Below are 21286 nucleotides of genomic sequence, written 5' to 3'. Positions count from 1 at the left end.
CTGCCTATCCCCTGCCACCGAGTAGCCAACTGCCCACAGAGCGCAGGTAGCTCAAGGCATCGCTGTCCCTTTTCCGAGTAATCGGTTCGAGCAGATTGGCAAGCTCTTGCTGACGCGCTTCGCTTAAATCCTGGTGGCGCTCCAAAAGGCTGACCAGTGCCTGTTGGTCCTGCTGGCGAAGGTTTTGCGGTGGTGGGAGCGGGGTGGTATCCGGCAGGGCAACTGGTGCCTTTTCCTCTTCGCGATAGACCACCAGGGTGGCTGCTGCCAGGTCGCCAAGGCGCTGGAAGTGACGCCCCAGTGTCATGCTTATTACGCCAGTGGCGTAGGCAAATGGCATAAAATCCGCGAAGCGTAACAGGTTGCGAACGATGGATGCTCCCCAGGACACCGGCGTAAGGTTGTCGTTGACCACCATTAGGCCAAAGGCTTTTTTGCCCGGTGTTTGCCCACCGCGTAAAACTTCAAAAAGCACCGGGTAAAACCACTCGAGAAAAAAGGCGCAGACGAGCCAGATACCCGCACCGGCAAAGCCGGCAAATAGCAAGGCAAAGCCGATCGCGGCCAATATCAATGATCGATAAAACACATCCACTGCATACGCAAGGATACGCGGCACAGGCCCAGCGGCCCGCGCGCGCAAATCAATCCCCTCGGGTGTTTCGACGTTATAGGTGGTATCCAGCAAGCCACCGCTCCTGTCTGGTAGAGAAATTTAATTGTGATTGGGAACGCCGAAAACTTTTCGGTAGGCAACACCAAAAGCGATACTACAGAGGGGGATTGCCCAAATCAGGCCGATAAGCAGAGGAATGCTGCCAGCTAAAAAGATCAGTATCATAACAATTGCGAAACCAAGGAAGGCAAACCAGTTCTTAGTGATGGCTTTACGGGAGGTTTCCAGAGCCTCCCAGGGGCTCAGATTGCGATCGGCAATTAGGGGCATTGCCAGCATATAAGCAATCATTAGGTAAATACCCGGAATTATCAGCAGTATCAGACCAACCCCAATTAGTAGATACATAACGATGGTCGCAAAGCCGAGAGGCACTATCTTGTCGAAATGAGCAAACACCTCGGTACCAGAAGTCTGCTCGTCGCGGGCGATCTTGATACCAATCATTGTCATACCCACCGCCAAGGGTGCGCCGGCAAAGGTCACGATCAGCTGAGAGAGAGCCTCGGCAAATGGCCCTGGGTTGCTGTCGGGGCTGAAAGCCGCAGTGCCGCCAGTAATTAAGGTGGCGACGATAGTAATTGCAATAATGGCAACGAAATAGAGCAATGCTCCCACCCAAACGGTGCCTTTATTACCACTCGTGCGTTGCCAAGCTTCGCTAAGAGTCTCCCCAATAGAAAACGAATAATCCCCGGCAATGCCCTTTTCAATAGAGCCTGAGTCGTCACTCACGGGGCTATTGGCCAAATTTGCTTCAGGGGCCTTATAGATGTCACTCATCCTGTTAGCTGTCCTTATTGAGATTTAGATTATTAATGGGGTGCAGAGTCTTGGGAGGGAAATATCTCATAGGCAGGAGTGGCGAACAATGCCACGCCAATACATTGGCAAATTAGGTGATACATCTTTCTCAGCATAAAATCCCCAGGGAGTGACTAAGGAATAGAATTGATGAAAAAAATACTGTGGATGAGCGGCCTGGTTTTGGTGTTGATTACCGCTGGGTATGTCGCCTTGCCGTTTTATTCCATCGAGCAATTGCAGCGTGCGGCGATAATGGCTAAATCCGATCAACCGCAGGTTAGAGCTGAGAGTATCGACATGTTAGAGCGCTATGTCGATTTTCCTGTTTTACGTGACAATTTAAAGATCCGCTTACAGCAGCAACTTAGGAATTCCCTAAGTAATTCTATTCCTCAGGAATTTGATGAATTACTGAGTGCTGGTGCAAATTTCTTTATGGATCCACTTTTACAACAGTTTATTACTCCTGAGGGCATTGCCGACCTTCTTCGTGGGGGAGAGGATCTGGAGGCATTTCAACGGGAAATTTATCGACAGGGTGGTGAAACACCGGACATTTCCGGAAATGAGACTTCTGCAGCGGAAGAGAATGAAGATTCCTGGCAGCGCATGGGGTGGCATTTTACCGACCTCAATCACCTGAGTGTTGAATATGGTGAGCATGGCCGGCCTGAATTACGCATGTTGATGCAGCGCAATGGTCTGCGCTGGCAGCTGGTGGACATTCAGCTAATTGGTGATAAAAGTGGAGAGAGCCAGGAATGGAGATAGAAAATTCAGTTAACGTATTTGGCGATCCACTGGTGCCTTGTAGCCTGGACCCGAAGACAGGCTTCTTTCGCGATGGCTGCTGTAACACCTGTAAAGAGGATCTCGGTTCTCACACCGTCTGCGTTGCCGTGACTGATAAGTTCCTGGAATTTTCCCGCAGTCGCGGCAATGATTTGAGCACACCGGTAGAGGAGTTTAATTTTCCCGGTTTAAAGGAAGGGGATCGTTGGTGTCTCTGTGCTGCGCGCTGGCTCGAAGCGGAGAAATTGGATATGGCTCCCCGGGTATTTTTACAGAGTACACATGTGAAGGCGCTGGAAATTATTCCTATGCAAACATTGCGTCGCTATGCGCTGGATTTGCTTTAGTTGATTGGGTGGATCAGCTTCTTGTCCACCTATTAACTCCCTTCAAATGGCGGCACGTCCCTGTGTCGCCACGCTACAAACAAGATAGCTATCGGAACTTAAGAGGGCAGGAAGTCGATTGAGTAGTTCTTGGTAGTACTCTCAACGTTGGCAGAACCAAAATTGATCATGCGGATTCTCGCCAGCAACTTGCGTTCAAGTGCCGGGTTATTGAGCTCGCTCTCTACCAGTTTGATCGACGCGATAGCACCATTCGGTGCGATCACCAACTGTACGGTGAGTCTTCCCTGCAGAGTTGGGTCCCTGCGCAGCGCGCGATTATAGATTCCAATAATGGCCTCTTTATTGGCTTCCATAACACTGCGAATGGAATCGTCGGTACGTATGGATTTTTGCCCTCGGGCCTTGGCCACCGCTTCTTTGGCTGAACCCGTTGCCTGGGTACTTTGTACTCGGGTGTTCTCACGTCCGGCCAGTGAGACACCACCGGTATCCCGACTTACTCTACCGGCGGCAACGCCGCCACTGGAGGCTTTTGACTTATCCGCGATCATACTGCGTTCTATTTTAGTGGCAGTAGCATTCCCCGAGCTGAGCTGGCCCCGGCTAATATCCGATGTATTAAAACTCTCGCGCATATCCAGCAGATCATCGGCGAGTGCATTCAGACCGCTATTGGCCGCTTTCTCCCGGGCCTGCTGTACCTTGGCAACCGGGGGATTTTCAACCTTGCGCGGCTTCTCCACAGGCTTGGGCTTGTCGGGTGTTTCCGCTTTCTTTTTGGGTTTCTCTTCGGGCTTTTTCTTTTCCTCGGGTTTCTTTTGCTCTTTGGGTTTCGGCTTTGGCTTAGGTTTTGGCAATTCCTTTTTTTCCAGAATCACTTTGGCCAGCTGTGGCGGCACCCTTTCGGCCTGTTCCCGGGTGAGTTCGGGTACTGGTGCCAGTGCAACGGCAATGCCACTGATGGCCAGGGCTATCAGGCCACCGCGCAGCAATTTGATAAAGCGCTGATCCTCCTCCCTTGAGGCGGACCAAGGTAGCACTGTCTCCTGGAGTTGCCAGGGGGCGTAACTAATGGTTGCTGTACTCATATCAGGATTCCACCCCCGAGGGATCTTCCGGCGCTGTTTGTTCTACGGCGAAAGACATATCGCGGAAGTCTGCGGCTGCGCAGGTGTGCATGATCTGCTTCAGCAACTCATAGGGAACTTGTTCATCACCTAAAATAGTCACTGCTCGGCCCAGAGTTTTCTGGGCTTCGCTCAGCTCTCCCGCTCGTTCAGCACGGTATTTAAGCTCTGCTACCAGGGCCTCAATATTCTCTGCGCTGGGATCGATATCATCGATGTTGGCGATAAATCGGTCCCCGACAAACAACTGTTTATTGTTGACCCGCACTACAGTAGTCACCTCGGGTTTCTGTTGTGAGGTGGACTTGGGCAGTTTTATGGTTTTATCAGTCTGCAGAACCTGAACATCACTGGTTGAGTTCACCAGAAGGAAAAACACCAGGATGGTGAAGATATCCATCAGTGATACCAGGTTCAGTTTTGATTGCTGCTTTTTTTGCCTTTGCCTGCGCTCTTGCAGTTTTGCGGCTGCATTTATCTTCATAGTTTGGCCCCGCTACTTTGTCTGCTCCGGTGCATCGCCGAGAGATATCTGGGGGAACAGTTCTGCATCAACAACAGATGCAGCCACTACAGCCCGGTAGCTGCGCGCAGTATCCATGGCGGCGACCAGAGTTTTGTAAGGCGTTCCCTTTTCTGACAGGATCACCAGATCATCTTTGTCGATAGATTTTTCCCGCAATTGCCGTTTTATCTGCTGTAAAACGACAGATATCGTGGCGAAATCCGGTGAGGTTTCCTCGTGTGGGATGCGTTTAACCCGCTGCCCAGCGGGATAATTGATATCGACATACTGCGTGCGCAAAACGAGTTCGAGCTGGCGATTTTCCTCCACACTACTGGAATTTCCATCACTGATACCCGGCAGGTTCAGCTTGAGCACGGAGATATGGGAAAACACCATATTTAGCAGTAACACTGGAACCAAAATGGTCATCAAACTCATAAACGAGGTGATATCAAGTTCCGCTTCCTCATGTCCACGCCGGCGAATATTTATGTTCAGCATGGCGGTATCCCCTAGCTGTTCGCGGTACGTTGTTCCGCTTTTTGTGGGCGTCCCATGGTCAGCAGATTAAGGAATTTAACCCCGGCCATTTGCAAGCTATCGACAATCTCATTGGTCTTGTTTTGCAGCATTGAGTTAAACAGCAGCAGGGGAATCGCGGAAATCAGACCGAATGCTGTAGTGTTCATCGCTACAGAAATACTGGTGGAGAGCATGGTCGCTTTTTCGGATGGATCGGCGCTGGCAACTGCGGTAAATGCAGCAATCAGACCCATAATAGTGCCGAGCAGACCCAGCAGGGTGGCAATATTTGCCAGAGTGGCCAAGTAACTGGTGCGCTTCTCCAGACGGGGAACCGCTTCGAGAATTCCCTCCTCAATAGCCAGGGCAATGTTTTCCTCACGCTTGGCAAATTGCAAAGTGTTGATACCCGCCGCGGCAATACGCCCCATTGCTGCGTCGTTGTCACGGGCCAGCTGCAAGACACTTTGATAGCTGCGTTTTTGCAGCATAGGCAATACTTGTTGGTAGGCTTTTTTATTGGCATTCCGCGCGCGTGATAAAAATATCCAGCGCTCAACTACCATTGCCAGCCCGATAATCAGGACTACCGCAATTGGGTACATAAAGGGGCCGCCATTTTGGAAAAAACGCAGCATTGCTTGAGTGAATTCCATGATTTAATTCTCCACAGATAAAGTTATAAATTTTTAGTGCAAAGGGAGAGCGATTGAGTCCCCACCCTTGATGTATAAAGATAGCCGCAGGACGCTGAAGTCTGCTGCGGCGGTTCCATGTCTTCGCTGTATAAATTCAGCAGCGCCGCTTCCATGCGCCGCAAAAATTATTTTTAATTTTGGTGGGTTAGCCTAATCGGTTTTTTTCTGTTCAGCCTGTAACAGCTTTATTTCCCGGCGAAATTCTGAATATTCCTGATGTTCAAATACAGAGGAGAAAGTTTGTGGCAGAACGCTGTCGAGTCGTTGCAAACTGTCGGCTTGTTTCCAGGGAATGATATATAAGACTTTGGGTTGTTCCTGGCTGCCAATTACGGTGGACTCCAGCGTTGTTATTTCCTCTGCTATTGCGCCGTGTGCAAATATAGATAGGCTCAGTATTAGGCTAGAAAGTAATTTCATTGTTAAAGTCTCCGCTCCAGCTCGAGTATCCATGCACTGAGCAATTTATCCTGTTCAGTACCGGAATCTTGCGCTGCCATATAATGCTGAAGGGCGCGCTCGGGTTGTTGCAGGTAAAGGTCGTAGAGAATTCCCAGGTTGCGGTGTGCATCGGCATAGTGTGGCCAACGCTCTATGGCCGCGTTGTAGTATTGCTCCGCATCTTCGAACCGCCCCCGGTCACGCATCAGCGCGGCAAGACGATTCCAGGCAAATACATTGTTATCGTTTACCGCAATAGCTTGGCGAAAACTGCGCTCGGATTCCTCGTATTTCTCGACGGACTGCTGCACGATTGCCAGGTTAAGCCAGGCTCCAGACAGTTCCGGCCACTTTTCAGTAATTTGTAGCAGTTGTGATTCAGCCGCAGGTAAATCATTTGCCTGAAAGTCCTGGCGAGCCAGTTCCATTGCTGCACGGGCCTGTTGCGGTACTCTTTTACCATCCCGCAAGTAGGGGTTTTCTGTCAGTGGTTGCGCGGTGTCACTATCTGCGGGCGATATTGTCTTTTGCAGGCCGCTACATGCTGAGAGTAAAAAAACCAATAGCGCAGTAGTGAATAACCGTGCGATTGAAGATATTTTCTGTGCGCTCAATTCAGTGCAGTGCATCACTCCACTCCAGGGTTTTTTCTTCTTTTCTATAACGTGCGGGTAGCAGCTCTCCCAGTGAATGGAAGCTGCGTTTAACCCAGTCGTCGTAAATACCCTCAACCGTGCGCTGGATATTGGCCTCGTGAAGTTCTATGGACTTTTCCTCGAAGGGATAGGCCTGTTCCTCCAGCAGAATTTCGTATTGTTCCAATTCCAGCTCGTTCAGGCTTTTAGGGCGCTGTGAGTCCATCAGGTCACGGCTGAGCTGTCGGTAAACTTCCGCGAGGCGATAGTTTGCTTGAGGGGTGAATTCTGCGATGCCAAACTCCAGGACTTTGCGGTAATCCGCCACGGTGGTTTGCATGGCCCGCTTTTTATTAGCGAGACTGGTCTTTAACGGCAAGCGCAGTGCCAGTTCAGCAAATTTCGCATAACTTTGTTCCGCCAGTTCACTTTGAGAATAAGCGGCCAGGTAACGCCCGCGGGGTGACTGCAGCGAGTTCTGTGCAAGTTGTTGTAGCCAGTAATTCCGCTTAGTGGGCTTTTTGGTCTGAGCGTAGATTTCGACCAGCTGAAATTGCGCTTCCAGACGTTGCTCGGCGGGTTCTGGCCACAATTTGCTGTAGTTGCGATAGCTTTCAATAGCCCTGTTGTATTCACCGGCTTTTTGCAGGTTTTCTGCTGCCATAAACAGGGATTGACGGCGAACTTCCCGATCCGGATCTGTAGCGGCTAATTGCAGTAATTCTGTGGCGGCAGCCGCCGGCATTTCCAGAGCTTCAAAGATAACGATGGCTTTGGCAGCCAGTGTCGGCGTCAAGGTGTGCGCGGGATAAAACTGGCGGAAATCAGCGAGTTCTGTGCTGGCGCGCTGCCACTGCCCTAATTGAATAAGAAAATTAATCGCATCATATTGGGCGGTGGCCGCAACCTCTGTGCGCCCGCTATCGCGGATACGCAGCAGGTGATTGAGGGCTTCCTCACTGGGAGCGGCATCCTCACTCTCGCGCTGGGCCAAAATGATTTCTGCCTGGCGATAGATGGATAACTGCAATTGGCGCAATGCGTCTTTGCGCAGCTTATCGTCTGGCTGGTAGCCGAGCGCGCGGGTATAGGCAGCCTCTGCCTGGGGATATTGCTTCAGGGAAAAATGGCTGTGGGCCAGTATTATTGCAATACTTATTTGCTGTTGCCTATTGGTTGGCGGTTGCCATTGATCGGCGTGCTCGGCAGCGGCGATGGCTTCGGCAAAGCGCGATTGTTGTAACAACTTATCGGCAGCGGCCAGCTGTACTGGCAGAGCTCTCGGGTCTTGGGGCCAGCTCTGTGCAAATTTCAGGCTCGCTTCGATATTGCGATCGAGCCACAGGATTTTCTGTTCCGACTCTTGATCCGGAGTTTGTTCATGCACTCTGGCTGCACTGAGGATGGCTCCGTAGCCGGCTTCGGCAGCATACTTGGGATCTTGGTATTCCCAGGCGACCTGGCTGTAAGCGCGCCAGGCGGCGGGGTGATCTGCAGCCTGCTCAAGACACTCCGCCATCAGGAAAACCATGGATGGCGTGCGTGGATCTTGTGGAAAAGTCTGCGCGTATTCCTGATATAACGCGGCGGCGCTGCGATAGGCACCCAGTGATTGTGCGCTGACAAGGCGGCGCTCTTTCACTTTACTTGCGGGCAGCTTTGCCACCTGCTGAGCCAATTCCTGAGCGCGGGCGTGGTCAAACTGGGCCAATTCATACAGCCATGGTTGCAGGGTTTTGGCCAACTCCTGTTGTTGAGTTTCACCTGCTGCTTGCCAGTAATCACTGTTCACACCATAGCGACGCACAAAGTCCCGCTTCGTGGGTAGAACTTCCTTATGTAGTCTCCCCGCTTGCAAGGTTTCAACGGCGAGAAGATGAAGCTGTGGGGCTTGCTGGGTTTGTGGGTAGTGATTGACGAATTGTAAAAAGGTATCGGCACTATTGCGGAACAACTCTTTTTCCCGATACCAGGTACCGAGTGCACTGTATAGCTGGTGCTGATAGGGACGTGGCTCTCCATTGAGATTAAAAGACTCAATGGCTTCAGCACCTCCCAGGTAGCTGAAGTTTAATGCGAGCCCACGCAGGCTGTCTTCACGCAGGCGCTGCCGCCCAACAGGGAGTTCCTCCCCCTGTTCCTCGCTGTGCAAAATATCCAGCGACTGGAGAAAAATTTCTGTGGATGCGCGGTAATTGCTCGATTTAAATTCTGACCAAGCCAACATATAGCGAGCATTATCTGTAAATGGACTCGGCCCCTGCTTGAGCAATGCACGGAAATCTCGGGCGGCACTTGGGTAGTCTTTGCGATTGAATGCCGCCTCGCCACGGCGGAATAAGACTTCGCCGATAAACGGTGAGTCCGGTGCGCTACCGGCTATCTTTTCCAATGCCTGTAAGGCTGCAGGCATTTCCCCATCCAGTGCCCGGGCGCGGGCTAAGCGATAGAGAATGTAATCATCTTTTGGGCGCTGGGCAGAGAGACTTTGGTAATAATCTACCGCGCTGGAGTAGTCGACAATGGTATCCGGATTGTCGGACTGTTTTTGCTCCAGTCGTTCCATTTCCAAGTCAGCAAGGCGCAGATGGATTTGTTGCCGAACCTTGGGATCGGCGTGGCTGTCCAGTGCTGTGCGGTAACTTTGCACCAGGTTTTCCAACGCGATAGCGGTTTGCACGGGCGGGCTTTGTGGTGCCTCTTCCTGGGAGCTGGGCGGGTTGGCACGGGGCAGGTCAGCCAGGGTTTGTACCGGTTGATTGCCACAAGCTGTCAGGGCACAGCAAATACCAATAGCCAGGGAGCGCAGGGTAAACACAGCTGCCGGATGCGGGGCGTTATTCATTGTCTGAGGCCCCGGTATTATCCGTGTCACTGTCAGCCTGAGAGGTTGCGGGGATCGCCTGCATTTCAGCGTCTTGCAGACGTGCGATAGCCAGGCGTGTGTGGGCCATATAATTGTGAATTTGCTGCTGCTCCCTACCCAGCTGGGCGATAACCTCTCGGCGTAGGTCGGCTTCAATCAATTCGCTGGCTCGACCAATCGCCGCTTGCTGAGCTGGAATTTCGTCATCGGCGGTGACCACCCGATAGGCTAGTTGGCGCAGTTGTGGCCCCCGCTGTGCTTCGGTATCTGTTTTCTTGCGTTGTTCCCGCCCCCTGCGTAACTGCTCTTCGAGCAGCTGTAGGGATTTTCGCTGCTGCCACAACTTCTCGTGATACTGTTCGTTGGCTTGCCAAAGCAAAATCCCCCGGGCTTTCGCCAGGGTTTCCGCTTGTTGTTGGCTGGCTTTGCCGCTGTCCTGGATTTTTTTAAGACGTTCTTGAGCGCCGGTGAGAATTTCCAGTAATTCGAGGGTTTCACTTTGTTCATTTGGAGTGGCGGTGGTCGCCAATAAAGTGAGTGCGTCGCGCTCCTGTTCAATATGCTCGAGAGCTGCCCTCAAATGATCGTATTGCTGGGTTGCCATCTGCAACTGCTGGTCAAACTGGGCGCTATTGTAGTTATCAATAATCGTTGTACGGCGCAGGTGACGCTCTTCGATAAGGTCGGCAAATTGGGGTAGTTTATCTTGCCAGGTCTGTAGTACCTGGGTGAGCTGCTGCAGATCGCGCAGCTCGGTGAGCCGCAATTGGAAGCGGTCACTTTGCAGGATTGGCCGCAGAAAGTGCTGGTTATCGCGCAATAGGGGAGAGGCCTGGGCCAGTTGTAACCAGCCATAGCGCCATGCCTCGCGCTGAACAGGATCATAGGCCAGTGGTTCCGTCGCCAGGTCTTGTTGTAACTGGTGTAACTCAGTAAGTGTTTCCAGGTAATAAGCTTCAGCGCTTTGATATGCTCTGAGGGCTACAGAGCGATTTTCCAGTTTTTCGTAACCATAAGGCAGGGCTACCATCGCTTCCCGTGCGGCGGGACTGTAGCGGTGCTTATCCAGTAAAAACTGCAGTGCGTCTATGCCCGCTTGGTAGTCTTCACCATTGATAGAGGACCAAGCCATCCCTAGGAGTGCGCGAGTTGCCCAGGGCGTGTTGAGGCGAACCCTGGAAAAGGCTTCTTTAGCTGCGCTGTGTTGCTCTGCAAGAGCCAGGGCGTACCCCATACCAATATGGGCTTTATCAATGAGTATGGGAATTTCAGACGAAGGAATATCAATTGTTTCTGCAAAATCAACAGCGACTTGATATTCGTGAATTGCTGCAGGCAATTGGCCGGACCTGGCAAAGGCTGCGCCTAAGTTGATATGTCCCAATAACTTTTCCGCAGGGTATAAATCGCTGGTTTCCAGTAATTTTTGAGCCGTGGTGAGGTCTTTATTGCGCAGCGCTAAGTTGAGAGGTAGAGAGGACTCCTCGGCAACCCCTGACTTTTCCAAGTGTGCTGCAGCGCTGACAAAATCACCGTTCAGGTAATTTAATTCGGCCAGCTTTAACCAGGCAGTGCGGCGATATTTTGGCGCAGCCTCGACATTACTCTGCTGTTCAAATAGTTCAGCTGCTCGTCTATGTAAACCAAACCCTAGGCTGATCCCGCCCTCTATCAATGCGGCGTTATCCCTGTGAATTTGAATTGAATCCCGCTGTTGAGCAACCAGCAGTGTGCTCAGGGCATCAAAGTAATTCCCTTGAAAATACTCGTAAAGCGTAGCGCCATAAGCCAGGTCTTGAGCCCTTTGGTATTTTTGTGGGGCTCGCTGCTCATTGCTGGGACTGTTTGTTTCGGCCACAGTATCAGCTTCCTGAGCGCAAAGGTTACTTGCGGCAAGGGTGAGCGCCAGGGATAGGGTGCGGGTAAAAGATGGGTAGTGCATGGCTAATCAGGGCGTTGGCCACTGCACCAACTCAAACTCCGGCTGTTGTTTTCCGGAGTTGTCTGAGATAACCAGTTCAATAACGGCGGGCTCATCACTTTTATTCAATTCCAACTTGGCTGCCCGCTTGTATTCGCGCCCTTCGGGCCCAAGGCCAGTTATAAAAGCAGAAATAGTGTAATCACCGGATTTTAGGTTGCCTTTGTAAAGCGGTTGAATGCCACCGCGAATCAACGCTTCCCGCTGATGTTCCGTATATAGATGACTTGCACTTAACTTGTTATCGATGTGTAGCTTTACTGCATCCAAAGTGAAATAGTGGCCTACATCCATAGATACATAAAAGGCAATTTGGCTCTGTGCGGGATAGAGCAAATCTTCTTCAAGAATCAATAAATCCCTGTTTAATTTGAGTACATCGCGCTTTAATTCTTCCAATTTCTCCGCAGAGAAATCGCTTTCCTGAGCCTGCACAAGCACAGAGCCTAAAAGGCCGATAAATAAAATAAAGCACTGAAAGGGGCGTCTCATGGCAGACCTTTTGATAGGAATTGGCATTATTCTTTGGTCGGCGCAAATTATGTCAGGGGATCAACGATCTGATGTGATCTTGTTGGCAAATTTTTTATGAAGATAAAACGGATTACTCAAAGATTCTCCAAACCGCGACTGAAAAACAGCTTCCGGTTACTATCGATAACTACTGCTTCAAATTGGGGCAATCGATTAATAAGTGCCAAGCCTTTCTCTTTTCCCAGAACAAACACACTGGTAGAAAGGGGGTCGGTATCAAAGCCGCGGGGGCCAATAATGCTGACACTAATCAACTTATCAGTGTCTTTTGCAGAAGTTTCCGAGGGTTTTCCTGTGGATGGGTTAAAAATATGGTGCACTCTATCCTGCTGCTCATCAATAAAATAACGCTCGTAATCACCTGAGGTAGAGATAGCAATATCACGCAGGGGGATAACCGCAGCATTTTTACTTTTTTCACGGGGGTGGCGAATACCCACTAACCAGGGTTGCCCCTGTTTATCTCCCAGCATGCGTGCATCGCCACCGGCACTGACGCTGGCGCAGCAAATGTCTGCCTGCTTGAGGATCTCAATTGCCCGATCAACCGCATAGCCTTTGGCAATTCCCCCCAAATCTATTTTTGTGTTTTTGTGGCCAAAACGGAGTGTATTGGCCTTTTTATTCAGTTTTAAGTGGCGGTAATTCAACGCTTCTAACAACGAGTCCGTCAGCTGGGCGTCTGCCTGTTTCTGCTGGCGAAAATCATAGTGCTTGCCCAGGGTGGCGTAGCTGATATCGAATGCACCGTCGGTGAGCTGGCTAAACCAAAGGGATTTATCAATCAGGTTGGTGAGCTCTTTGGAAATATTGACGTTTCCCCGGCCAGCTGTGCGGTTAACGAGTGATAGTTCACTGTTTTTCTTATAGGGCGAGAGCTGATCGTCAAGTCGATGAAACTCTGTCATGACCTCTTCAATAAGGTGCTCAGCCTCATTGTCGTCTTCGTGCCATAGTTGCAGGCGAACCTGGGTTCCCATAATTGCACGTTCAGCGTAGTGCCATTCGGCCACAGAAGGAATCGCGCAAAGTGTGGCACCACACAGTAATAGTGATTTAAAAACGCGGAACATCACTTATCCAACTTAAATAATGGGGGCGAAGGCAGTCATACTGTCTTGTAAGTTACTATCGCCGAGACCGTGATTCGGAAATAGGGTTGAGAAATTACCTTGCTCCCCGTGCAGGGCCATATAATTGAGCACTACAGTTTCCACTAATAAATTGACGTTGTTAGCGGCTGGGGTGGATGTTGTTTCTACGTCACCGGAGCTGCGCATATAGCCGAGTTGCTGGTGAATCGCCTGCTCATCCGCTGTGCCACCGAGTAATTGTGGTCGGCCCGCCGGGTTGTATACCAGGAAAAATGAGGCGGCTGTCTGTTGGTCATCGCCAGTCCAGACGCCTTTGCCACGGCCTTCTACCGAGTCGTCCAGCATTCCGTTGGAGAAAACGGAACCATCACTAAAAACGTAAATCATCAGGGGCTGGTTGCGGCGGGCGGCATACTCCAGGCAAGCGCCAATACAGCGCCCAGCGCGCAAATCGCGAATCTCTCCTGTGGCGCGGTCGCCGGTATGGTAGTCATAGCCACCCATGGTAATAGTGCCTGCACCGGCATATCCATTGACGACCAGCTTCATCACTGAGGCGGTCTTTTGGAACTCTCTGTCTCCACTCAATTCTGAACTGGTAAAAACACCGGATGGCCCGACGATATCTGGATCGGATTCGGGATTTAAATCGGCCGGGTTGCCAAAGCGATCAGCCAGGTCAGCACTTTTCATATAGCCGCAACGCACCAGGTCTTTAATGACTGCATCGGTGCTGACTTTAGTATTTACGTTGCTGAGTTTCGCTTCGGAGATGCGGTACATGGACTCCATCACTGCGACAGTGTCCTCCTGACTGAGCAGCCCCACCAGGTCTCCTACATCTACAAGGCCGGTAACGTCGGAAGAGCGATCCACTTTGGTGGGGCGAACTTCGGGGTTGATCATGGCGGAAGGAGCCATGGAGTTGCCACCGGAATCACTGGAGCTGGAGCCGATCAGGGCCAGTAGGGAACCGTTGGCTCCCGCCTGGTTAATACCGTACATGGGATTGTGTGGGTTGTTGCCTGTATCATTTTCCGAGCGAGCGGGAATAACTGCGCCGTTGGTCGCCGATGCTGTGCCAGCAGCGATTTTTTCCAGAATGCCTCGCAACATGCCGCTGTCACTATGGAAGGCGAGACCCAGGTCAGTATTGATAAATTCATCACCGAGGGAGGGAACCATATCTCCGGGGAGGCCTTGCTTGTTGTAGCCGGCTGTGCCGAGAAAATCCATTTGTCCGCCCTCTTTACCTACCAGCACATTGGAGCCTGCGATATTGGCGCCGCCGGCGAGATCGAAACAAATAAAAGGAATTTTACCGGCACCGAATGCACTGACGTCACAGGGGCCGCCATTGGTTTTTCGCAGTGCTTCCAGGTCCGAGGAAAGGGCTGCATGGGCACTACGGGGATTGGCAAACAAGCTGAAGACAGAGCCGCCCAGCACTGTTCCCATACCCGCTCGGAAGCCTTGAGCGAGAAAGTCGCGGCGTGTTACCGGGCGGTGGTGGTCCGGGTGCCGTAGGGGCTGGTCCAGATCAAAGTGTTTTTTCTTGCTCATAATATTCCCGGATAGAGTTTTCGGTGTGCCGGCTCTTTATTGTGGAGGGGCTTTACCGGCGAAAGTTTTGCCGACAAAGCCGCTAGTCTTTTTTATGCGATCAGTGAATCAGGATCATGGCACTGCCCATGGCGGCAGCACATACGGCTTTCACCGTAGTTTCTGTGCGACCTGAATCGCAGCTGCTGCCACAGGCGGTCATGGTGTCGATAAGCGTGTCCAGTTCTGTCTCTACAGAGGCCAGGTCCGGGGCGCTGGCAAGCTGCGAGACGCTGCCGTCGTGCCAGTTCATCTCGTGGCCAAGCAAACCTTCCATGAGCGGATCAATAATCTGCGCGCGTTTGCTGGCGCTGTCGAAGGCGGTGTCTGCGGAAGCGCTGAAGTCAAATCCACTGAAGTAGCTGCTGCGCTCACTGGAGTCCACCAGGGTGCTGCAATACTTCACTGCCAGCTGGGTAATACCCATTTGCTGTGCAGCGAGGAATCCTTCAATGTCACTTTCAACCGGAAGCTGGCGTTTTACAGTTTCCCAGGTTTCATAAATATCGGGGTGGGACATGGAGACTCCGGTCGCCTGGGACAGGCTTGCATGGATTTGTTCAAATCGGCGCAGACCAATGCGTGATTGCGCTTCCAGATCAGCGGCATCCGTAGGTTCAGCTGGAGTAGCCTCAACCCGGTTATAGGTTTCGCTGCCGATTTTTTCGAAGGTCAGGAAAAATTCATCATCGAGGGGGCCCTTATCCAGAGTGATAATGGTCCCGAGCCTGGAAAGCTGCTGGCCTTCACCTGCTACGTAGCTATTGTCGACTGCAGTGGATAACTTGGACCAGGCCTGGCCCACCTCCGCTTCGCGGCCATTAATACCGATACGCATTCCCTCAATGGCGATTCCAGATGGATCGACACTGTCGTCGAGGCTGACAAAGGTGGGTTCACTAAACAGATAGGCATAATTATCAAATTGCTGCACAGTAAACATGACATAGCTTTCGGCAATGCCTGTGTGCTCTTCAACTTTGAATAACAGCAGATATTTTTCACCGACGCCAACTTCGTAGTTGGTAGCAATATCCTCTTCCGATAGGGCGCGGGAGTGAATCGCCAATAGGCGAATGGAGCCTTCCCAACTATTGCCGTTACTGACTTCGCTTCCTACTGCGAGGGCAAAGGTATCGTCCCAGGTAGAGAGCAAACCGGATTCACTTGGGTCCGGCTCCCCGGTATTTGCACCGTTAACGTAAAGCTTGCGTCCGTTAATTGGATCGTAAGTGGCCACCACATGCTGGAGACTGGCTTGTACAACCTGGTCGGCATCATCGGTTGCCAGGGCAGGCATACCGTCCGCATCGGTGTTGTCATTGCGGTTTTGCACGGTGTAACTGTATTGATCCTGGCCAAGAGTGAAGTTGCGAATATCATCGCCACCGGAATAGGTGACGATACGCGCGGGCCCATCCTGTGAGACGTTGGCGGGTGCCGCCCAGATTTCAATTGAGTATTCACCGGTGGCTGTGAGGGTATCGTAAAGTTTGCTGCTGGTTGCAGTAGCTCCCTGTGCTTTACCCCCCTTCAATTGCAGCCCCCAGGAGTCGATCCACTCCACATCGCCAGATAGGGCGAGATCAACTGCAGGGTTAACTCCGGAGGTATCGTAGGCAGTGGTGCCGCTGCCGGTTTTAAATTCATAGAGAGCAATTGCATTGCTCTCTATACGGCCGCCACTACTCGCAACAATACCATCTGTGAGGCGCAGTGCCTTGCTGATAACCCAGTCGGGGTCTACCTCGGTGACACTGATAGTATCGGCGAAGGCTTGGATCGCATCGGTCATTTCCGCTTCGTTATCTGAGCAGTCATCCCAGCAGTTGTGAAATTCACTGCCCAGGCGCACAGAGAAACGGGAGTCGGCCGGAGAATCCAGGTTAATTTTGCTGACCGCAGATGCGTAGGCGAGATCGACATCAGAGCTGGCAAAGTAGGGGGTTTGTGCCGTTGTCGCATCTTCACTGTGACAGTTGGCACAGTAGCTGCGCAACAGAGGGTAAACTGTAGTGCTAAAGCTGCCGCTGGATTCGGGGAAACTTTTACTGGCACCCACCTCACGCTCGACAGGTGCGACAAGGGTGATTGTATTGCTTAGGCCGCCGCTAGCCCGAGCCCATTCCTCGATGTAGTTGGTAATAATTTCCGCACAGGCATCATCGCTGGAAAGCCAACAATTGTGCCCACCACCAACCTTGGTTACCAAACGGGATTCATCGGGAACTGATAGGTTAATTAACTCGCGTCCGGCATCGTAGGCAGCATTAATATCATCGCCGCGGACAAAATGTGGACTCTGGTTATTTTCAATATGACAGCTGCCGCATCGATTTGTCGCTGCCAGGTTATCCCAGATGTACTGTTTATATTGATTGACATCATCGGTTTCAGGATCCGGTCCGGAATAGGCAGCGGTGCCATCGTTGTCGCTGGTATCCGGTTGGCTTTCGGTGCCCTCTCCACTGCCACCACTACAGGCACTGATTGCCAGGGCAGCACAAAATAGTGAAGCGATACGAAGCGTGCGAACTATCAGTGTATTTTCTATCACTGGGAGACTTTTATAGGTTTTCATTTTTTAATCTCCCGCGCAGTAAACCGCAGTGTCTGCGTATACCTGCTTAAGTTTGTAGCCGGTATTGCTGAAATCATCGGTAATAGTTTCGATTCGGTTGCGGTCGGTAGAATCTTCCGGCTCGCGCAGACAAACTTGGCGAAACACCTTAGTTACTTGGCATTTGGCGAAAGCTCGGCTGTTAGACAACTCCTCTCCCAGGGATTTGATGCCGTTGCCGTTGCCGGATAAGGTGTCGCTCCAGCCCAGATGCATATTTATGCCCTCGCGCCAGTAGTTAACCCAGCTGTCGTCGGGAATAATAAAACCGTGGGGAAAATTGCCGCTGTTGATCAGGTTTTTGGCCTTAACACGGCTGCCGGTTTTTGGATCTATATCACCGGCTGCGTTGTAATCCAGGGCTCCCTCTTCTCCATCGGGATCATTGTCTGCATCGTATACATAGTCGTAATAAGCGAATGCCTGTGCCATGGGGTCCATGCCGCTGTGGCAACCGATACAGTTATTTTGGAATACCCGACTGTCGCCCCCAGGGCTGCGGCTTACATCCTGGCGAATACGATCCGGTGAGCGGGAAGTATCCTGCACCTGCTCCATGTCGTTACACAGGTGATTGAGCATGGTAAAGCGAAACATGGCGCGATTGGTTCCCGCACTAAAAAAAGCCTTGGCGGCGGCGCGGCTGGTAAGAACGCCGGCGGTGGCATCTGCGGGGAGACCATTGAGAGAGGATTGAGCTTCCTGCACTAGGTTGTCCTGCAGGGAATAACCCCCGGCTTCCAGTGTCTCGTAGTGGTCGTTATTTCCCGTGTTGTAGGAGGGCAGGCCAGAAATATCACCGGTGTAGAGAATATTTGCCGAGAGCAGTTGGCGGAAGTCCATATCGTCCCGAACCATGCCGATTACCGTCGCAGTGTAATCATTTAATGGTTCAAATACGTCCTGCTCCTCATTAGTCCAGGGAGTGGCCAGATTTTTTAGAGTGACATTATAGAAGGCGTCATTCTCCATTGCCGTATACGCCGCAGCGGTGGGATCACCGTTTTCTATATCCTCTGCCATATCCAGCAATACACTCTCGCTGGGAATGGTTCCGGTGATGCGGCTGTGAATTTGGAGAGCCTGGTCCTGCGATGCTGATAGGGCAGAATTACTCCACAAACCTACTCCGAGCAGTGCGGTTACCGTGGTGAGCCGGAGTACACGCGCTCGAGACGAATTATTTTTCATTGGACTATTTTTGTCGGTGAGATCACTGGGATGTGGCAAAGCAGTCTAAAAGCAGATTTCAACAATGTCAGAATGACTTTCAATATTTGCGTCCCAGTTGGCAAACTTTTTGTGCGCAACTTGCGAGAATTAGCCTCAGCGGTCAAAGCCGTATAAAAAAGTTCTTAGGCTAAGAGCACAAAAAAGGCGTGTGCTGCTCGTGCCAAACCCGGGTGGATAACAAAAATGAAATGTTTGCGTGCGCTACCGCTTTTGCTATTGGTGACGGCCTGTAGTGGCGGTGGCAGTTCCAGTGGTGGTGAAGACCAAGCCGAAGATCCCGTGGTGGAGGACTATCCTGTTGCTTTTGTACTTCGTCAATTAAGTAGTGACGATGATGGCAGCCTCCTTCAGGATAATATTTATGAGCCCGCGGAATTTTTTGCCGGAGCTCAACTGATTTTAAAAGACCGTGCAACCGCCAGTGCTGCAGAAACTGTCATTACTGCAAATATATTTGACGGTGATTACGATGTAAAAGATCTGAATACTTCAGCAGATGGCAGCCAGCTTATATTTGCTATGCGGGCACCGGAAATAGAAGACGCTGATGACGATGAGCAGCCTACCTGGAATATTTGGGTATACAACACCGAAACAGAAGAACTCAATCGGGTAATTGAGTCAGATTTAACTGCTGAAGAAGGCCAGGATATCGCTCCCGCTTTTTTACCCGATGGACGCATAATTTTTTCTTCTACCCGCCAGCGGCGCTCCAGAGCTCTTTTACTGGATGACGGTAAACCGCAATTCTCGGCCCTGACTGAAAATCGAGAGGAGCCGGCATTTGTACTCCATGTAATGGAGGCGGACGGAACCGATATCACTCAAATATCGTTTAATCAGAGCCATGATTTAAATCCAGTTGTACTGAGCGATGGACGGGTCCTGTTTAACCGCTGGGACAATGCGGCAGGTATCGATAAATTAAGCTTATATACAGTAAATCCAGATGGTTCTGACCTGGCGGTTTATTACGGTTATCACAGTCAAAATACGGGTACAGAAGAGACCGAGGCCGCCTTCAATCGACCGCACGAAATGCCGGATGGCCGCCTTTTGGTAACGTTGCGCGCTCCCTCTGGGCTCACTTATGGTGGCGATCTCGTGACTATCGACGGCATTGTTTATAGCGAAGCCTACAGTGAGCCGGAGCAAAGTGGTGAAATGGTCGGGCAGGCTTCTATCACTGTCGGAGAAGTCACTACCGACGATACTATTTCTCCCCACGGTACTTTTGCTTCCGCATGGCCATTCTACGATGGGACAAGTCGTTTGCTGGTAACCTGGAGTGAATGCCGGGTTATCAATGAAGAAACCGAGCTGCTGGAGACCTGCCCGGATACTCTTGCCGAAGATGAAGAAGTTCAATTGGCGGACCCACTCTACGGCCTGTGGATTTACGATTATATCGCCGGCACCCAGCTTCCTATTGTGGTTGTGGAAGAGGGAGAAATGATATCCGAAGGGGTTACTCTGGAGCCTCGCACTGAGCCCACCTATATTCCAGACCCCGTCCCGGGAGTCGATGTCGATGCGGATCTGGTGGAGGAATCTGTCGGAATCCTGGATATTCGCAGTGTTTATGATTTTGATGGTGAAGATATTGCCGGAATCGAAACCTTGGCGGATCCCGCCCAAACCACAGCAGATTTTCGGCCTGCACGATTCTTGAAAATCTCCAAGGCCGTGGGCATTCCCGATGATGATGTTCTGGACTTTGATGGGGCAGCATTTGGCCGCAATGGTAATCAGGGCATGCGTGAAATATTGGGTTATACCCCAATTCAGCCCGACGGCTCCGTAAGGGTAAAAGTTCCCGCAGATATGCCCCTGGCAATTTCCGTTGTCGATGCAGATGGAAAACGCATTTTCGATAGTCATAACAACTGGTTACAGCTACAAGCGGGTGAAGTGCGCGGTTGTAACGGTTGTCATACTAGCGATAGCGAAGCTCCTCATGGCCGCACGGATATGCAGTTGGAATCAGCTTGGGTTGGAGCGCCGACCTCGGCAGCACCATTTGCCAATACTGAGCCCGCGCTACTGGCGGAAATGGGCGAGACTATGGCTCAATTATTGGCCCGTTATATTGGTGAGGCTGAACTTGAAGGAGATCTGCACTTTACCGATTTATGGACTGATCCTGCGGTACGGACTAAGGATGATGAGTTATTGCTTTCATACGGTGATTTGAGTACGGATGCACCGGTGGAATCCACTTGTTTAACAGAGTGGGAAAGTAATTGTCGAATCGTCATTCACTATGAACAACATATTCAGCCGCTCTGGGATTTCCCCCGTGAAGTATTGGATAGTACAGGAGCAGTAATAGCTGATTATACCTGTACAGTCTGTCACTCTCCTGTTGATGCTGCTGGAGCAACTCAAATACCCGATGGGCAATTAGATCTCACAACCTCGGCTTCCTCTGTTAATGATGCTTGGTTTGTTTCCTATTCCGAGCTGGTGGCCGATCGCGCTGAATTGGAGTTATCCAGTGGGGTGCTAACACCGCGGCTTGTACAGGAATTTGATGATGATGGAAATCCTGTTTACGAGGTTGATGAGGATGGTGAATTAGTTCTCGACAGTAACGGTGATCCGATTCCGGTAATGGTTACCGTCAATATTTCCTCTCCCTTGACGAGCTCTGCTCTTGAGAGCTCGTTTTTTTCTCTCTTTGAAAGTGGTGGCGCACATCAAGGGTACTTAGAAGATGCCGAGTTGCGCTTGATTGCCGAGTGGTTTGATATTGGCGCTCAATACTATAACGATCCTTTTGCGGCGCCGGCAGATTAAA

The 21286-nt window shown here is 51.2% G+C and carries 18 protein-coding genes; 3 read left to right on the top strand and 15 right to left on the bottom strand.

What is annotated here, in order from left to right:
* Window positions 1-4 precede the first annotated feature (4 nt).
* The gene (locus ACJJI4_RS19370; RefSeq protein ID WP_444926184.1) at window positions 5-688 is read right to left on the bottom strand and encodes an RDD family protein; all 684 of its coding nucleotides are present in this window, start codon (window positions 686-688) and stop codon (window positions 5-7) included.
* A 27-nt stretch (window positions 689-715) separates the two neighbouring features.
* A complete protein-coding gene (locus ACJJI4_RS19365) occupies window positions 716-1459 on the bottom strand; it encodes a DUF2189 domain-containing protein (protein WP_444926183.1) in 744 nt (247 codons plus the stop codon).
* A 171-nt stretch (window positions 1460-1630) separates the two neighbouring features.
* Between ACJJI4_RS19365 and ACJJI4_RS19360 the strand changes: the two genes are divergently transcribed.
* The gene (locus ACJJI4_RS19360) at window positions 1631-2254 is read left to right on the top strand and encodes a DUF2939 domain-containing protein (RefSeq protein ID WP_444926182.1); all 624 of its coding nucleotides are present in this window, start codon (window positions 1631-1633) and stop codon (window positions 2252-2254) included.
* Window positions 2245-2622 carry a DUF2237 family protein gene (locus ACJJI4_RS19355; protein ID WP_413663688.1) on the top strand — a complete coding sequence of 126 codons (378 nt, stop codon included), beginning with the start codon at window positions 2245-2247 and terminating at the stop codon, window positions 2620-2622. Before ACJJI4_RS19360 ends, ACJJI4_RS19355 begins: the two co-directional genes overlap by 10 nt.
* Window positions 2623-2720: 98 nt before the next feature.
* On the opposite strand, the gene ACJJI4_RS19350 is transcribed toward ACJJI4_RS19355, so the two are convergent.
* From ACJJI4_RS19350 to ACJJI4_RS19290, 13 genes are all read right to left on the bottom strand, one after another.
* Complete coding sequence (locus ACJJI4_RS19350; protein ID WP_413663687.1) at window positions 2721-3713, bottom strand: AgmX/PglI C-terminal domain-containing protein; 993 nt, start codon at window positions 3711-3713, stop codon at window positions 2721-2723.
* 1 nt (window position 3714) lies between these two features.
* The gene (locus ACJJI4_RS19345; RefSeq protein WP_444926181.1) at window positions 3715-4236 is read right to left on the bottom strand and encodes an ExbD/TolR family protein; all 522 of its coding nucleotides are present in this window, start codon (window positions 4234-4236) and stop codon (window positions 3715-3717) included.
* Between the two features lie 12 nt (window positions 4237-4248).
* Window positions 4249-4761: an ExbD/TolR family protein gene (locus tag ACJJI4_RS19340; protein WP_444926180.1), complete on the bottom strand. Its 513-nt coding sequence runs from the start codon at window positions 4759-4761 to the stop codon at window positions 4249-4251.
* Window positions 4762-4772: 11 nt separating this feature from the next.
* Window positions 4773-5438, bottom strand: a complete 666-nt coding sequence (locus ACJJI4_RS19335; protein WP_444926179.1) for a MotA/TolQ/ExbB proton channel family protein — start codon at window positions 5436-5438, stop codon at window positions 4773-4775.
* Window positions 5439-5630: 192 nt separating this feature from the next.
* Window positions 5631-5900, bottom strand: a complete 270-nt coding sequence (locus ACJJI4_RS19330) for a hypothetical protein (protein ID WP_444926178.1) — start codon at window positions 5898-5900, stop codon at window positions 5631-5633.
* 2 nt (window positions 5901-5902) lie between these two features.
* The gene (locus tag ACJJI4_RS19325; RefSeq protein WP_444926177.1) at window positions 5903-6550 is read right to left on the bottom strand and encodes a tetratricopeptide repeat protein; all 648 of its coding nucleotides are present in this window, start codon (window positions 6548-6550) and stop codon (window positions 5903-5905) included.
* Window positions 6537-9401, bottom strand: coding sequence for a tetratricopeptide repeat protein (locus ACJJI4_RS19320; RefSeq protein ID WP_444926176.1), 2865 nt, complete (start codon window positions 9399-9401; stop codon window positions 6537-6539). Before ACJJI4_RS19320 ends, ACJJI4_RS19325 begins: the two co-directional genes overlap by 14 nt.
* Entirely contained in the window at window positions 9394-11364 is a 1971-nt protein-coding gene (locus ACJJI4_RS19315) for a hypothetical protein (RefSeq protein WP_444926175.1), read from the bottom strand. The genes ACJJI4_RS19320 and ACJJI4_RS19315 overlap by 8 nt, the downstream gene beginning before the upstream one ends.
* A 6-nt stretch (window positions 11365-11370) precedes the next feature.
* A complete protein-coding gene (locus tag ACJJI4_RS19310) occupies window positions 11371-11895 on the bottom strand; it encodes an AraC family transcriptional regulator (RefSeq protein ID WP_444918494.1) in 525 nt (174 codons plus the stop codon).
* A gap of 116 nt (window positions 11896-12011) precedes the next feature.
* Window positions 12012-13010 (bottom strand): FAD:protein FMN transferase, encoded by a 999-nt coding sequence (locus tag ACJJI4_RS19305; RefSeq protein WP_444918493.1) that lies wholly within the window; start codon window positions 13008-13010, stop codon window positions 12012-12014.
* A 12-nt stretch (window positions 13011-13022) separates the two neighbouring features.
* Complete coding sequence (locus ACJJI4_RS19300; protein ID WP_413663678.1) at window positions 13023-14594, bottom strand: hypothetical protein; 1572 nt, start codon at window positions 14592-14594, stop codon at window positions 13023-13025.
* A gap of 100 nt (window positions 14595-14694) precedes the next feature.
* Window positions 14695-17214 carry a LamG domain-containing protein gene (locus tag ACJJI4_RS19295; protein ID WP_444926174.1) on the bottom strand — a complete coding sequence of 840 codons (2520 nt, stop codon included), beginning with the start codon at window positions 17212-17214 and terminating at the stop codon, window positions 14695-14697.
* Between the two features lie 3 nt (window positions 17215-17217).
* On the bottom strand, window positions 17218-18444 hold the full coding sequence (locus ACJJI4_RS19290; RefSeq protein ID WP_444926173.1) for a hypothetical protein: 1227 nt from the start codon (window positions 18442-18444) through the stop codon (window positions 17218-17220).
* Between the two features lie 225 nt (window positions 18445-18669).
* On the opposite strand from ACJJI4_RS19290, the gene ACJJI4_RS19285 reads away from it, so the two are divergent.
* Window positions 18670-21285 (top strand): HzsA-related protein, encoded by a 2616-nt coding sequence (locus ACJJI4_RS19285; RefSeq protein ID WP_444926172.1) that lies wholly within the window; start codon window positions 18670-18672, stop codon window positions 21283-21285.
* Window position 21286 lies beyond the last annotated feature (1 nt).

This window comes from Microbulbifer maximicatervae (SeqCode), assembly GCF_052467305.1.
The sequence above is the reverse complement of the archived record's forward strand: the minus strand, read 5'-3'. Positions and strand labels throughout refer to the sequence as shown.